The sequence below is a fragment of the Mesorhizobium sp. M2A.F.Ca.ET.067.02.1.1 genome (assembly GCF_004023285.1).
Lineage (GTDB): Bacteria > Pseudomonadota > Alphaproteobacteria > Rhizobiales > Rhizobiaceae > Mesorhizobium.
Map to the genome: position 1 here is coordinate 1 of NZ_RZSB01000079.1, position 12,971 is coordinate 12,971.

Sequence of the window (12,971 nt, forward strand, 5' to 3'; positions counted from 1 at the left end):
GTTCGGCGCTGCCAGTGCGGCCGAGGCCGCTGGCACCGATCCGGCGCAGGTGGCCGTCAACAACATCCCGCTTCCGACCTGGCGCCCCGATCGCTCGACGCCGGCCGAATTGGCGTCGAAGGATAACAACCTGCTTCTGGCGCTCGCCGAAACGGCTTCGCAGGACAAGAGCGCGACCGACGCGTTCTCCGTGCTGCCGACCGCCCGGCCGCAGCCCGGCAAGCAGGATGAGGTCAAGGCCGTTCTCGAACAGGCCAACGCGACCGTCGAGGCCGGCGGTGCCGGCGCCGAATACCAGCTTGCGTCGCTGACCGAGCCCGAGCCGCGCTCGGCGTTCAACTATCCGTCGGGGGCCGATGCTGCCTCGCCACGCCAAGCCATTGCCGCCCTTCCGGCAGGCAGCGATCCCACGAAGGCGATCGGCGCCGGCGTGAAGACGACGGCCAAGGAAGGCAGAGCTTCGTCCCGCGACCTCAAGCCGGGACCGAAGGCCATGGTGGTGGCGGCAGCGCCGCAGGCCGCGCGGTGGGCGCTCGGCAGCGGCGTGAACATCGCTTCGGTTTCCGATCCGACGACGGCGCCGCGTTATGCCTACAACATCGTGCATACGCCGCCGAGCGAAGTGTACACCGCCGGCTTCCAAACGGATGGCGGGATGCAAGATGCCAGCCGTTTCAGCGGCAACGCGGTCAAGTTCCTGTCGGTCGCCCGTTTCCAGACGAAATAGCGATCCCGCCAGATACCGGAGAAGCCGCGTTGGAGGACAACGCGGTTTTTTGTTTTCATCCCTGAAAGATGTTTTGATCGCCCGGTCTTCCCGCTTCGTCTGGTGGTAGGACAGCGCCCTTTGAAGGCGTGAATCGTGGTTCGAATCCATGAGCGGGAACCAGTCCTCGATTGGCGTTATCTGGCATTGCGCAAGCTGCATCGGCTTGAATTTCTCGTGAGGAGGTGGGCGCTCAGCCGGCCGGTTTTTATGTTCAGTCGACTTCCAGCGCGGCCGCCTCGCCGTTGGCCAGAAGCCGCGCGGCGTCGCGCGCCGGAGGCAGTCCGAACTGGCGCGCATATTCGCGGCTGAACTGGGAGGCGCTTTCGTAGCCGACGGTGAAAGCAACCTGCGCCGCGCCGCCCGGTTGGGCAATCAGCAGGTGGCGGGCTTCCAAAAGGCGGAGCTGCTTCTGATACTGGATCGGGCTCATCGCGGTCGCCGCCTTGAAGTGGCGATGAAAGGCGGCGTTGCTCATATGCGACAGCTCGGCCAGCTGCGTCACATCGATAGGCTCGTTGTAATGCGCTCGGATTCAGGCGGTGGCGCGGCGGATCTGCGACAGGCGGCCATCGGCGCGCGCGAGCTGGCGCAGCTTTTCGCCCTGCGGGCCTTGCAGCAGGCGGAATGCGATCTCGTGTTCGAGCATGGGCGCCAGCACCGGAATCTCTTCCGGCCGATCGAGCAGCCGCAGCATCCGTCGCCAGGCGTCGAGCAAGTCATCATCGGCCGTATTGGTGACGAAGCTGTCGCCGTCGATCGCCACCCGATGATCGATAAGCAGGCCGGCGATCAGCTCGATATCGATGGCGAAGGCGAGAGCCATGTAGGGACAGGCGCTGCTCGCCTCGATCAGCTGGCTGGTGGCGGGCGCCTCCACCGCGTAGACGAAATAGCTGCCGGCGCTGTAGGCAAGCGTGCGGTCACCGATCAGCACCGTTTTGGTCCCCTGCAGGACCAGAAGCGCGGTCGGCTGGCAGAGCTCGGGCAGCGGCGGCGTCGGAAGCTCGCTGCGACCGATAGTGACGCGCGGAATGGCCGTCTTCGTCCGCCGCCCCCGCGCATGACGCCCGGCCATGGCGATCAATTCCTGCAATATGTCACTCATCGTTCCAGCATTGCCGATCCATCGCGGCCAAGCAACCAAGCGAGGTGCTGACGCGCCCGCGAAGACACGAACCTTGGTGACGCGAAGACGCGCACCTGAGAGGATTAGGCAAGAGGCTGAGAGCTTTTGGCGCGCGAAGCGAGCCGGTTCACGTCATCTCTGGGTCATCGAAGGAGACATGGACATGACGACGAGAAAGAACGCGCTGGTGACCGGCGCCAACAAGGGCATCGGCCGTGAGACCGTCCGGCGGCTGGCGGCACTGGAGGCGCGCGCGACGCCGAGCGTGGCGAGACTGCGGCGCAGGCATTGCGTGATGAGGGGTTTGACGTCGAGTGGCTCGCGCTCGATGTCGCCAGCGACGACAGCGTGGCAGCCGCGGCCAAAGCCGTCACGGCGCGGACGCCCGGCCTGGACGTGCTGGTCAATAATGCCGGCATCGCTCCCGGATATGTCGACGCGCTCGACGCGGACGGCCGCTACCAGCGGCCGCCAAGCCAGGAAAATGTCGCGGACATGAAGGCCACCTATGACGTCAACGTTTTCGGGCCGGTGCGGGTCACCCAGGCATTCCTGCCGCTGCTCCTGGCATCGCCAGCTTCCCGCATCGTCATGGTGAGCAGCTATCTCGGATCGCTGGCGCGCGCGGCCGGCAGCCAGTCACCCAATGTCATGGGCTATGGCAGCTCGAAGACCGCGCTCAACGCCGTTACGCTCGCCTTCGCCAGGGAACTCGCGCCGCACGGCATCATGGTCAACGCAGCCGCTCCCGGCTACACCGCGACGGACCTTAACGGCCACAGAGGCGGCCGCACGGTGCAGCAGGCGGCCGAGATCATCGTGCGGCTGGCGACGCTGGAGCCGGGCGGACCGACGGGCGGCTATTTCGATGAGAACGGCCCTCTGCCCTAATGAAAGCGATGACTACTTTTTTAGCTTGCTCGCTTCACGCGCCAGCGCTTCGATCTCGTCCCACTTGCCGGCCTTGATGAGATCGTCGGGCGCCACCCACGAGCCGCCGACGCAGATGACGTTGGGCAGGCTCAGATAGTCGGCGGCGTTCCTGGCCGTTATGCCGCCGGTCGGGCAGAATTTCACGTCCGCCAGCGGCGAGGCGAAAGCCTTCAGCGAGGCGATGCCGCCCGACTGCTCGGCCGGGAAGAATTTCAGGAAGCGCAGGCCGGCCTCGCGCGCGGCCATGATCTCGCCAGGCGTGATGGCGCCGGGCAGCAGCGGCACGGGGCTGTCCTTGGCCGCCTCGAGAAGCTGGCTGGTGATGCCGGGGCTGACGATGAATGTCGAGCCGGCGGCGGCCGCTTCGTCGAACTGCCTGGCATCTAGAATGGTGCCGGCGCCGACAATCGCGTCCTCGACTTCGGCCGCGACGCGCCGGATCGCCTCCAGCGCGTCGGCGGTGCGCAGCGTGATCTCGATGGCCCGCAAACCGCCGCGCGACAAAGCACGAGCGAGCGGCACGGCATCGGCGACATTGGCGATCTTGAGCACCGGGATGACCGGCTGACCGTTGAGGAGCGACAGGAGCTTTTCGGTCTTGCTGGTCATGTGCTGGTCTCCGTTTCCATGTTTTAAACCGATTAGCAGAAGGGTCCGCCCAAGTCCACGAAGCCCGGCGTGTCGCGATGCCGCGCGGCGGATCGTGCGCCGCTTGAACTCCTTTGCCTTGAAACCGCTTTGACCACAGTCTAGTGGCATGGCCATGACGACAACCAAGGAAATTCAGCCCATCCAGGTCGCCGCGCTTTACAAATTCGCGCGGCTCGACGGATACGAGACCCTGCGCGCACCGCTCGCCGCCTTCTGTTGCGGGCGCGGTATCAAGGGCACGCTGCTTCTGGCGCATGAAGGCATCAACGGCACCATTGCCGGCAGCGAGGAAGCGATTACGGCGCTTGTGGACCATCTGCAGGCCATCGAAGGCCTTGCCGGGCTGGAAGTCAAATACAGCAGCGCCGCCGAGATGCCGTTCCACCGCATGAAGGTGCGGCTGAAGCGCGAGATCGTCACCATGGGCGTCGAGGATATCGATCCGGCAACCAGCGCCGACACCTATGTCGCGCCGGCCGACTGGAACGCGCTGATATCGGACGCCGACACCGTCGTCATCGACACGCGCAACGCCTATGAAGTCTCGCTCGGCACCTTCAAGGGCGCGGTCGACCCAAAGACCTCCAGCTTCCGCGAGTTTCCGACCTGGGTGGAAGGGCACCGTGAAGAGCTTGAAGGCCGCAAGGTGGCGATGTTCTGCACCGGCGGCATTCGCTGCGAGAAGGCGACGGCCTATGTGAAGTCGCTCGGCCTCAAGAACGTCTTTCATCTCAAGGGCGGCATCCTGAAATACCTCGAAGAGGTGTCGGCGGAAGAGAGCCTCTGGCAGGGCGAATGTTTCGTCTTCGACGAGCGGGTGTCCGTCTCGCATGGCCTGACCGAGGGCGAGGCGGAGCTCTGCCGCGCCTGCCGGCATCCGCTGACGGTCGAGGACCGGCTGTCGCCGAAATACGCAATCGGCGTTTCATGCCAGCATTGTTTCGAAACGCGGTCCGATGTGGACCGTGAGCGCTATGCCGAACGTCACCGTCAGGTCGAACTTGCGCAGGCGCGCGGCGGCAAGCGTCATATCGGCAGCTAGCCTCACGCGCAAAACCTGCTCCGTCATTGTAATGTCAAAGCGCGGAGCCTACCTCTTGCCGGTCCGAACCTTGCCCGCGCGCATTCGGCCGGGCCAATTCTGGAGGCATTGATGCTCGACCCCAAGAAGCTGCTCGACGACCTTCTCGGCTCGCAAATTCCCGGCACGGGCTCGACCGTTCGCGACAAGGCGGGGCAGGCGGTGCAGATGGCGAAGGACAATCCGCTGGCTGCCGGCACGCTTGCCGCCGTGCTGCTCGGCACCGGCACTGGACGGCAGGTGACGGGCGCGGCCATCAAGCTCGGCGGCCTGGCGGCGATCGGCGGCCTCGCCTACAAGGCCTATCAGAATTACAAGGCCGGCAACGAGCCGGCGCAGCCGCCCGCGTCCGGCGAGCCTGAACTGCTGCCGCCGCCGGCCGATACCGCTTTCGATCCCGCGCAGGCGCCGCAAGGCGAGGCCGAGTTCACGCTGACGCTGGTCCGGGCGATGATCTCGGCGGCGAAGGCCGATGGCCATATCGACGACGAAGAGCGCAAGAAGATCGCCGACAAGCTCAAGCTCGCCGGCATCGGCGCGGAAGCGGAGAAATTCCTGCTTGCCGAGCTCGAAAGCCCGCTCGATCTCGACACGCTGGTGGCCGGCGCCAAGACCGATGCGCAGAAGCTGGAACTCTACACCGCCTCGCGTCTGACCATCGATCCCGACACGCGCGCCGAGCGCGGCTATCTCGACCTGCTCGCCGGCCGGCTCGGCCTGCCGGATGCCCTGGTCGATCATGTCGAGGCGACTGTCTCGGCGGCAAAGGTGCCGGCCGGCAGCGCGCCTAGCTCGCCTTGGTGAAGCGGTGTGGTAAACGCCATCCGGCGACGCCTTGCCGGTCGTTAGTCTCTCGTTAACCAAGCAAGCGCATCATTCTAATCAGTCGGACCGGCTTTTCCTCCTCCCAAGCGCGGTTCAGATCGGGGCGGTCGCCAATGGCCGCCCTTTTTGTTGGCCTCTTGTTTGTCGCCAAGAGCGGCTTGCCATGATCCCCGGCATTTGCGATGCCACGTCTTTCCGAGCATGACCGGGAGGACGACGATGACCGCCATAGCAGAGAAGACCGCCATCGTTACCGGAGCCGGCACCGGCATCGGCAAGAGCGTCGCCACCGCACTGCTCCAGGCTGGCTGGAACACGGTGTTCTGCGGCCGGCGCAAGACGGTGCTGGAGGAGGCGATCGCCGATGCGGGCAAGACGCAAGCCAAGGCATTGGCCGTCGCCTGCGACATCAGCAAGGCGGCGGAAGTCGATGACATGTTCGAGACTGTGCTCGAGGCCTTCGGCCGCGTCGACCTGCTCTTCAACAATGCCGGCATGGGCTACAAGTCGACGCTGATCGACGAGATCCCGGTCGAGGTCTGGAACGATGTCGTCGGCGTCAACCTCACCGGCGCGTTCCTGTGCGCGCGCGCCGCCTTCGGCGCGATGCGGAGGCAGAAGCCGATGGGCGGCCGCATCATCAACAACGGCTCAGTGTCTGCCTATGCGCCGCGCCCGGGTTCCGTGCCCTATACGGCGACTAAGCACGCCATCACCGGGCTCACCAAGACGCTGGCGCTCGACGGCCGGCCTTTCGACATCGCCTGCGGCCAGATCGATATCGGCAATGCGCTGACCGAGATGGCGCAGCCGATGACGGTCGGCGTGCCGCAGGCCAATGGCTCGATCGCCGCCGAGGCGGTGATGGACGTGCAGCGGGTCGCCGACGCGGTGCTGCATATGGCCAGCCTGCCGCTCGACGCCAACGTGCTGTTCATGACGGTGATGGCGACGAAGATGCCGTTTGTCGGGCGCGGATAAGCGCCTGACAGCTCACTTCTTCAGAAACGCCTCGATCCGCTCCAGCGCGCGCAGGATGTTCTCCTCGGAATTGGCGTAGGAAAGCCGGATATAGCCTTCGCCGAGCACGCCGAAATCGGGCCCGCCGATCAGCGCCACGCCGGCATCCTCCAGCAGCGCCGAGGCAAGCTTCTTGGCCTTCCAGCCGGTCTTCGACACGTTGGGGAAGGCGTAGAAGGCGCCCTTCGGCGTGATACAGGAGATGCCGGGGAGCGCGTTCAGGCCCTCGACGACGATTTTCCTGCGGTTGTCGAAGGCGCGCATCATCTTCTCGACATCGTCCTGCGGGCCGTCGATCGCGGCGATGCCGGCAAACTGGCTCGGCGCGTTGACGCAGGACCAGCAATTGACGGCCAGCTTGCGCACCTTGTCGTAGAGATGGGCGCCCTTGTCGCCGTTCGGCCAGATCGACCAGCCCATGCGCCAGCCGGTCATCGCCCAGGTCTTCGACCAGCCGTTGAGCACGATCAGCCTGTCGCGGATTTCGGGGAAGTTGAGCAGGGAGCAGTGCTTCTCGCCGTCATAGGTCATGACGTCGTAGATCTCGTCGGACATGATCGCGACCTCAGGATGCTTCTCAAGCCCCTTGACCAGTTTCTCGATCTCGGCGCGTGGCGTGACGCCGCCGGTCGGATTGGCGGGTGAGTTGAGGATGAGCAGCCTGGTCCGGGGCGTGATCAGCGCCAGCGTCTCGTCGGCCGAGAAGGCAAAGCCGTTCTCCTCGCGGATCGGCACCGGCACCGGCGTTGCGCCGGTGAACTCGATCATGGAGCGGTAGATCGGAAAGCCGGGATCGGGGTAGAGAATCTCGGTGCCGGCCTCACCGAACATCAGGATCGCGGCGAACATGGTCGGCTTGCCGCCGGGCAGGATCATCACATTCTCAGGCGACACCTCGACGCCGGTGGTGGTCAGCGTGCGGCGCACGACGGCCTCGCGGGTGGCGAGCAGCCCGTTTGCCGGCGTGTAGCCGTGGTGGCCGTCGCGCAACGCCTTGATCGCCGCCTCGACGATGTGCTGCGGCGTCTTGAAGTCGGGCTGGCCGATGCCGAGATTGACGATGTCGCGGCCCTGATGGGCAAGCGCGGTGGCCCTGGCCAGCACCGCGAAGGCATTTTCCTCGCCAAGGCGGTCGAAGGCCGCGATCGTGTGGAGCATTTTTCCCGTCCCTGTGGTTCTTTCTGTGAGCGAGCGTTTTTGTGACCGTCCGCTGGGAAAAGTCAACGGATTGGAGTGGTCGGTGTCGGAAGATCTGAAGAATTGGCAGCCGCGCCCACGGCCGGAACGCAAGGCGATCGAGGGACGCACAGTCAGGCTCGAGCCGCTGAGCGCGGCAAAGCACGGCGACGGCCTCTACGAGGCCTCGTCGGTTTCGGATGTCGGCGGACGTTTCGCCTGGCTGCCCGATTACCCGCCGGAGACACGCGCCGTCTTCCAGCCGTGGCTCGACAAGGCGGAAGCGAGCGAGGATCCGCTGTTCTTCACCGTCATCGACAAGGCGAGTGGCAAGATCGCCGGGCGCCAGACCCTGATGCGCATCGACGCCGCCAACGGCGTCGGGGAAATCGGCAACATCTACTGGGGTCCGCTGATCTCGCGCAAGCCGGCGGCGACCGAGGCGCAGTTCATGTTTGCGAAATATCTCTTCGACGATCTCGGCTATCGCCGCTACGAGTGGAAGTGCAACAACCGCAACGAGCCCTCGAAGCGCGCCGCCGAGCGCTTCGGTTTCAAGTTCGAAGGCATCTTCCGCCAGCACCTTGTGGTCAAAGGTGAAAACCGCGATACGGCGTGGTATTCGATCATCGACAAGGAGTGGCCGGCCTTGCGCAAGGCCTATGAAGGCTGGCTCGATCCAGCGAACTTCGATGACGAAGGCGGCCAGAAGCGGCGGCTTGAGGATTTTCGCGCCGACTTCGGAGGGTAACAGGAGTTTGACGATGGCGCACGGTTCGCATGATCACGGTTCCGCCGGTCATAGCCACGGCGCTGGGCATGTGCATGGCTCGACCGACAAGAAACGGGTGCTGATCGCGGCCTGCCTGACCGGCGGCTTCATGGTCGCCGAGGCGCTCGGCGGGCTGCTCACCGGATCGCTGGCGCTGCTCGCGGACGCCGGCCATATGCTTGCCGATTCGATCGCGCTCGGTCTTGCCTGGTATGCCTTCCATCTCGCCGGACGCCCGGCCACCGGCCGTCTGACCTATGGCTTCGGCCGGGTGAAGACGCTGGTCGCCTACACCAACGGCATCGCCATCTTCGTCATCGCGCTCTGGATCGTCTACGAGGCCTGGGGGCGGCTGATGAACCCGGCGCCCGTGCTTGGCGGGCCGATGCTGGTGGTGGCGGTGGCAGGCCTGCTGGTCAACATCGCCTCCTTCTTCGTGCTGCATGGCGGCGACCGCGAGAGCCTGAACATGCGCGGCGCGATCCTGCATGTGCTGGGTGACCTGCTCGGCTCCGCCGCGGCAATCGCGGCAGCCCTCATCATCCTGGCAACCGGCTGGACGCCGATCGATCCTATCCTCTCCGTCCTAGTGTCGCTGCTCATCCTGTCGACGGCATGGTCGCTGATGCGCGAGGCGGCGCATGTCCTGCTCGAAGGCGTGCCGGCAAGCCTCGATCGCGATGTGATCGCCAAGGACATCGAAGGCGCGGTCAAGGGCGTGCGCGAGGTGCATCATATGCATGTCTGGTCGCTCGACGGCACCTCCAACATGGCGACGCTGCATGCCTGCTTGAATGACGGCGTCGATCCGCATGTAGCGGTGAGCGCCATCAAGAAACGGCTTGCCGCCAAGCACGGCATCGATCATGCCACCGTCGAACCGGAATTCGGGCAATGCGCCGACAGTCATGACGAGCATGGCCATCACCGTGATCGCGACCATACGCATGGCGCGCCTGCCGATCGCCGGCACTATCACTGATCAGGATTATGCCTAACAGCCTCGAAGCCAGGAAAGTCTGCTGATGGATCGTGACACACGCAACGCGGCGATTGCCGCGGCTGTGATACTGCTCGTGTTCGGTCTCGCCGCCTATTTCCTGCCAGCCATCATGCTGGCCGCGGGCAAGGTATCGACCATCCTGGCGGCCGTCATCGCGGTGGTCTTCATGGTCGGGCTGTTCGTCGTCCTATGGCTGCGCGGACGCAGCCAACGCAAGAAAGGTCTCTGAAGATGAGAATTCTGATCACGGGCGCGGCCGGCATGGTGGGCCGCAAGCTTATAGCGCGGCTGGCCAAGGACAGCGCCTTGCGCGGGCGCAAGATCACGGCGCTCGACCTGCATGACATCGTGGCGCCGCAGCCGCCGGCGCTCACAGGCGTCGATGTCTCGATCCACACCGGCGATCTATCCGCGCCCGGCGCCATGGCGGCCCTCGTGGCTCCGCGCCCGGACGTGATCTTCCACCTGGCGGGCATCGTCTCGGGCGAAGCGGAAGCCAATTTCGATCTCGGCTACCGGGTCAATCTCGACGGCACGCGCGCGCTGTTCGACGCGGTGCGGCTGGCGGCCTTCGCGCCGCGCCTCGTGTTCACCTCGTCGATCGCGGTCTTCGGCGCGCCCTTTCCGGATGTCATTCCGGACGAGTTCCATCCGACGCCGCTCACCTCATACGGCACGCAGAAGCAGATGAGCGAAGCGCTGCTCGCCGACTACACGCGGCGCGGCTTTTTCGACGGCATCGGCATCCGGCTGCCGACGATCTGCGTGCGCCCCGGCAAGCCGAACAAGGCAGCCTCCAGCTTTTTCTCAGGCATCATCCGCGAGCCGCTCGCCGGGCAGGAGGCGATCCTGCCGGTGCCGCGCTCAGTGCTGCACACCCATGCCAGCCCGCGCTCGGCGGTCAATTTCCTGATCCATGCGGCCGAAATCGACGGCGACAAGGTCGGACCGCGTCGCAACCTCACCATGCCCGGAGTCGCCGTCACCGTCGGCGAGCAGATCGAGGCGCTGGAGCGCATTGCCGGCGCCGAAGTCGCGAAGCGGATCCGCGAGCAACCCGACGAGACCATCTGGGCAATCGTCAAAGGCTGGCCGACACGGTTCGAGGCAAGGCGGGCGCGGGAGCTCGGCTTTGCCGCCGAGAAGAACTTCGACGAGATCATCCAAGCTCATATCGAAGATGAGCTCGGCAAAACGGTGCTTAGGTGAACTCTAAGGGGTCACAGCTTTCCCGAGATAACCTTTACCCGCCTCTCTGCAATTAATTCGATCGTAGGGAGTGAAGGCGAAGGAACGCCCAGTCACCTGCGTTGTCAAAATGTCGTGGTGATGCCACCGTCCACGGCGATTGTCTGGCCAGTGACGAAGGAAGCCGCGTCGCTGGCGAGAAAAACCACGATGCCGGCGATCTCCTCCGGCTTTCCCCAGCGGCCGAGTGCCGTGCGTGTCTTCAGCCAGCGCGCCCAATCCGGATCCTCGGCGAGGCCGGCATTCACCTCGGTCGCGAAGGTTCCGGGGGCGACGGCGTTCACGGTGATCCCGTGGCCGCCGAGTTCGACGGCGAGCGCCCGGGTCAGGCCGTCGATACCGGCCTTGGCCGCGGGATAGGCGACGTCTCCGGCCCGGCCGAGTTGCGCGATGACGGAGGAAACATTGATGATCCGGCCCGGCGCGCCGCGGCGGATCAAGGCACGGGCGACCGTTTGGCTCATCGCATAGGCGGAAACCAGGTGGCCGTCGAGCATGGCGCCGAATTCCTCCGGCGACATGGCGTCGAAGCCGCGGCGATCGCGACGGCCGACATTGTTGACGAGGATGTCGATGTCGCCCAGCCCGGCAAGCGCCTGCTGCGCGGCGTCGCGCCGAGTGACGTCGAACGGCGCGCCATGCGCATCCAGGCCCTGGTCCCGCATTCCGGCGATGGCTGCCTCGAGCGTGGCGGGCTCGCGCCCGTTCAGGATCACGCGGGCGCCGGCTTCGGCCAGGCCGCGCGCCATCTCGAGCCCGAGCCCACGCACCGATCCTGTCACCAGGGCGGTTCGGCCGGCAAGCGAGAAGCTCATGCTGCACGCCATCGAATACCTCGACTGAAACGACCGTTTCAGTTAGGTATTACAGCGGGCATGAAAGGAGCGCAAGATGGCCGGGCATGAAGCAGTGACTGCCGAACCCTCCCTCCGCCGGGCGGAACTGCTCGATGCCAGCTATGCCTATGTGCTCGACCATGGTCTCAATGGATTGTCGTTGCGCCCGCTGGCGGCCGCCATTGGCTCCAGTCCCCGTGTGCTGCTCTATCTGTTCGGCAGTAAGGAGAAGCTGCTGCGCGAACTGCTGGTCCGGGCGCGCACCGAACAGATCGCGCAACTGACTGTCGCGCTCGCGGCCGAGGGCCGAAGCCATGGCCTCGAAGAAACCGCCGGGCGATTGTGGGCATGGATGTCCGCGCCCGAGCAACGTCCGATGGTCAGGCTCACCTATGAGGCGTTCCTGCTTTCTTTCAGCCATAAGCCCGGTCCGTGGGCGGGATTCGCGGCGGAAGCGGCCCAGGACTGGCTGGACCTGCTGATCGACACCCAGACGCAGCTCCCGCGAGCCGAGGCCGAGGCGCGGGCTACCCGTATACTCGCAACGATACGCGGCCTGCTGATCGACCTTCTGGCCAATGGCGATAATGAAAGAATTGCCGCCGCCGTGCGCATGGGCTGGCTCTGAGTTGGACCGGACGCCGCGCGAAGGCGCCCCCTCCATTATTGCGTTGCATACCGACAGCTGTTCCGCTCGCGCAACCGGATGACATCGAAGCTGTTCAGGCCATAGACGCGATTACCGCCAGTCCGGCGACCGCTTCGGGATCGGCCAGCCTGACATTGACGGCCGCGCGCGTCCTTCCTCCATCGTCGGCACTTCAGACGCCGCCCGACAGGCTGGCCGACAGAAGCAGCAAGCCGACGATGAAAATGAAGGCGGCGCCGCCGATCTCGACGATGGAATGGATATGGTTGCCGATGCGGCCGTCGCCGGCGAAGTAGACGGCCCAGTTCTTCGCCAGCACGGCGATCGTCGCCAGTGCCGAGACGGTGATCGCGGTGCCGATCGACATCGCCAGCACCGACAGCAGCCCGCCCAGCCACAGTCCGTTGAGCAGCGCGAAGCTCAGCACGATCAGCGCGCCGGAGCAGGGGCGGATGCCCACGGCGGCCACCGCCGACCAGGCGGTCTTCCAGTCGAAGCGGTCGCCTGACAGCATCGCCGGATCCGGCGCATGCGAATGGCCGCAGGTCTCGCAGACTTCGCCCGGGCCATGGTCGTGATGCTGATGTTCATGACTGTGACTGTGCGCGGCATGGTCGTGATGATGGAGATCGTGCGCGCCGTGATCATGGCTATGTGTATGGTCATGATCATGATCGTCATGCACGTGGAGGGCATGGGAATGCGCGGCGTGCGCGTGCGCATGAGCATGGCCGGCATGGGAATGCGCGTGAGCGTGGGAATGCGCGTGAGCGTGCGCGCGGGAGTGCCCGCCATGCGAATGGCCGGCATGGGCGGCCGACAGGCTGTAGGCGGGCGCTCCCGCGCGCACGCTCACGCGCATTCCCACGCTCACGCGCATTC

The 12,971-nt window shown here is 65.3% G+C and carries 13 protein-coding genes, 1 tRNA gene and 3 pseudogenes; 11 read left to right on the top strand and 6 right to left on the bottom strand.

Translation table 11 applies throughout. The features are described from left to right. Together EOA28_RS09225 and EOA28_RS09230 are read left to right on the top strand one after the other, a co-directional pair. Positions 1-727: pseudogene (locus tag EOA28_RS09225) on the top strand (peptidase M15); the annotation flags it as partial. An 88-nt stretch (positions 728-815) separates the two neighbouring features. Next, a tRNA-Gln gene (locus EOA28_RS09230) sits at positions 816-889 on the top strand. Positions 890-980: 91 nt separating this feature from the next. Here EOA28_RS09230 and EOA28_RS40100 read toward each other — a convergent pair. Together EOA28_RS40100 and EOA28_RS40105 are read right to left on the bottom strand one after the other, a co-directional pair. Beyond that, positions 981-1,301: an AraC family transcriptional regulator gene (locus EOA28_RS40100; protein ID WP_292027563.1), complete on the bottom strand. Its 321-nt coding sequence runs from the start codon at positions 1,299-1,301 to the stop codon at positions 981-983. Beyond that, the gene (locus EOA28_RS40105; RefSeq protein ID WP_245490120.1) at positions 1,302-1,844 is read right to left on the bottom strand and encodes an AraC family transcriptional regulator; all 543 of its coding nucleotides are present in this window, start codon (positions 1,842-1,844) and stop codon (positions 1,302-1,304) included. Between the two features lie 214 nt (positions 1,845-2,058). Between EOA28_RS40105 and EOA28_RS09240 the strand changes: the two are divergent. Further along, a pseudogene (locus EOA28_RS09240) lies at positions 2,059-2,786 on the top strand (SDR family NAD(P)-dependent oxidoreductase). Between the two features lie 12 nt (positions 2,787-2,798). Here the strand turns inward: EOA28_RS09240 and EOA28_RS09245 are convergent. Continuing rightward, positions 2,799-3,437 (bottom strand): 2-dehydro-3-deoxy-phosphogluconate aldolase, encoded by a 639-nt coding sequence (locus EOA28_RS09245; RefSeq protein WP_127249782.1) that lies wholly within the window; start codon positions 3,435-3,437, stop codon positions 2,799-2,801. A gap of 154 nt (positions 3,438-3,591) precedes the next feature. Here EOA28_RS09245 and EOA28_RS09250 point away from each other — a divergent pair, with 154 nt between their 5' ends. From EOA28_RS09250 to EOA28_RS09260, 3 genes are all read left to right on the top strand, one after another. Continuing rightward, positions 3,592-4,521 carry a rhodanese-related sulfurtransferase gene (locus EOA28_RS09250; RefSeq protein WP_128314829.1) on the top strand — a complete coding sequence of 310 codons (930 nt, stop codon included), beginning with the start codon at positions 3,592-3,594 and terminating at the stop codon, positions 4,519-4,521. A 111-nt stretch (positions 4,522-4,632) separates the two neighbouring features. After that, the gene (locus tag EOA28_RS09255; RefSeq protein WP_127249780.1) at positions 4,633-5,364 is read left to right on the top strand and encodes a tellurite resistance TerB family protein; all 732 of its coding nucleotides are present in this window, start codon (positions 4,633-4,635) and stop codon (positions 5,362-5,364) included. Between the two features lie 240 nt (positions 5,365-5,604). Next, positions 5,605-6,366, top strand: coding sequence for an SDR family oxidoreductase (locus tag EOA28_RS09260; protein WP_126081485.1), 762 nt, complete (start codon positions 5,605-5,607; stop codon positions 6,364-6,366). A gap of 12 nt (positions 6,367-6,378) precedes the next feature. On the opposite strand, the gene EOA28_RS09265 is transcribed toward EOA28_RS09260, so the two are convergent. After that, positions 6,379-7,563: a pyridoxal phosphate-dependent aminotransferase gene (locus EOA28_RS09265; protein ID WP_127249779.1), complete on the bottom strand. Its 1,185-nt coding sequence runs from the start codon at positions 7,561-7,563 to the stop codon at positions 6,379-6,381. Between the two features lie 82 nt (positions 7,564-7,645). Here EOA28_RS09265 and EOA28_RS09270 point away from each other — a divergent pair, with 82 nt between their 5' ends. Genes EOA28_RS09270 through denD form a run of 4 tightly spaced genes read left to right on the top strand, consistent with a single transcriptional unit; the run spans position 7,646 to position 10,565 of the window. After that, on the top strand, positions 7,646-8,332 hold the full coding sequence (locus EOA28_RS09270; RefSeq protein WP_127249778.1) for a GNAT family protein: 687 nt from the start codon (positions 7,646-7,648) through the stop codon (positions 8,330-8,332). Between the two features lie 13 nt (positions 8,333-8,345). Next, positions 8,346-9,335 carry a cation diffusion facilitator family transporter gene (locus EOA28_RS09275; protein WP_127249777.1) on the top strand — a complete coding sequence of 330 codons (990 nt, stop codon included), beginning with the start codon at positions 8,346-8,348 and terminating at the stop codon, positions 9,333-9,335. Positions 9,336-9,378: 43 nt separating this feature from the next. After that, positions 9,379-9,585, top strand: coding sequence for a hypothetical protein (locus EOA28_RS09280; RefSeq protein WP_042640563.1), 207 nt, complete (start codon positions 9,379-9,381; stop codon positions 9,583-9,585). A gap of 2 nt (positions 9,586-9,587) precedes the next feature. After that, the gene (gene denD, locus EOA28_RS09285; protein ID WP_127249776.1) at positions 9,588-10,565 is read left to right on the top strand and encodes a D-erythronate dehydrogenase; all 978 of its coding nucleotides are present in this window, start codon (positions 9,588-9,590) and stop codon (positions 10,563-10,565) included. Positions 10,566-10,669: 104 nt separating this feature from the next. Here the strand turns inward: denD and EOA28_RS09290 are convergent, their stop codons facing one another. Next, positions 10,670-11,419 carry an SDR family oxidoreductase gene (locus EOA28_RS09290; RefSeq protein WP_210211606.1) on the bottom strand — a complete coding sequence of 250 codons (750 nt, stop codon included), beginning with the start codon at positions 11,417-11,419 and terminating at the stop codon, positions 10,670-10,672. 76 nt (positions 11,420-11,495) lie between these two features. Between EOA28_RS09290 and EOA28_RS09295 the strand changes: the two genes are divergently transcribed. Continuing rightward, entirely contained in the window at positions 11,496-12,068 is a 573-nt protein-coding gene (locus EOA28_RS09295) for a TetR family transcriptional regulator (RefSeq protein ID WP_126081491.1), read from the top strand. A gap of 193 nt (positions 12,069-12,261) precedes the next feature. Here EOA28_RS09295 and EOA28_RS09300 read toward each other — a convergent pair. Beyond that, a pseudogene (locus EOA28_RS09300) lies at positions 12,262-12,971 on the bottom strand (delayed-early response protein/equilibrative nucleoside transporter); the annotation flags it as partial.

Bases quoted from the DNA above. Each gene is read 5' to 3' on its own strand.
- EOA28_RS40105 (WP_245490120.1), bottom strand. From the start codon at position 1,844: ATGGCCGGGCGTCATGCGCGGGGGCGGCGGACGAAGACGGCCATTCCG.
- EOA28_RS09245 (WP_127249782.1), bottom strand. From the start codon at position 3,437: ATGACCAGCAAGACCGAAAAGCTCCTGTCGCTCCTCAACGGTCAGCCG.
- EOA28_RS09250 (WP_128314829.1), top strand. From the start codon at position 3,592: ATGACGACAACCAAGGAAATTCAGCCCATCCAGGTCGCCGCGCTTTAC.
- EOA28_RS09255 (WP_127249780.1), top strand. From the start codon at position 4,633: ATGCTCGACCCCAAGAAGCTGCTCGACGACCTTCTCGGCTCGCAAATT.
- EOA28_RS09260 (WP_126081485.1), top strand. From the start codon at position 5,605: ATGACCGCCATAGCAGAGAAGACCGCCATCGTTACCGGAGCCGGCACC.
- EOA28_RS09265 (WP_127249779.1), bottom strand. From the start codon at position 7,563: ATGCTCCACACGATCGCGGCCTTCGACCGCCTTGGCGAGGAAAATGCC.
- EOA28_RS09275 (WP_127249777.1), top strand. From the start codon at position 8,346: ATGGCGCACGGTTCGCATGATCACGGTTCCGCCGGTCATAGCCACGGC.
- EOA28_RS09280 (WP_042640563.1), top strand. From the start codon at position 9,379: ATGGATCGTGACACACGCAACGCGGCGATTGCCGCGGCTGTGATACTG.
- denD (WP_127249776.1), top strand. From the start codon at position 9,588: ATGAGAATTCTGATCACGGGCGCGGCCGGCATGGTGGGCCGCAAGCTT.
- EOA28_RS09290 (WP_210211606.1), bottom strand. From the start codon at position 11,419: ATGAGCTTCTCGCTTGCCGGCCGAACCGCCCTGGTGACAGGATCGGTG.
- EOA28_RS09295 (WP_126081491.1), top strand. From the start codon at position 11,496: ATGGCCGGGCATGAAGCAGTGACTGCCGAACCCTCCCTCCGCCGGGCG.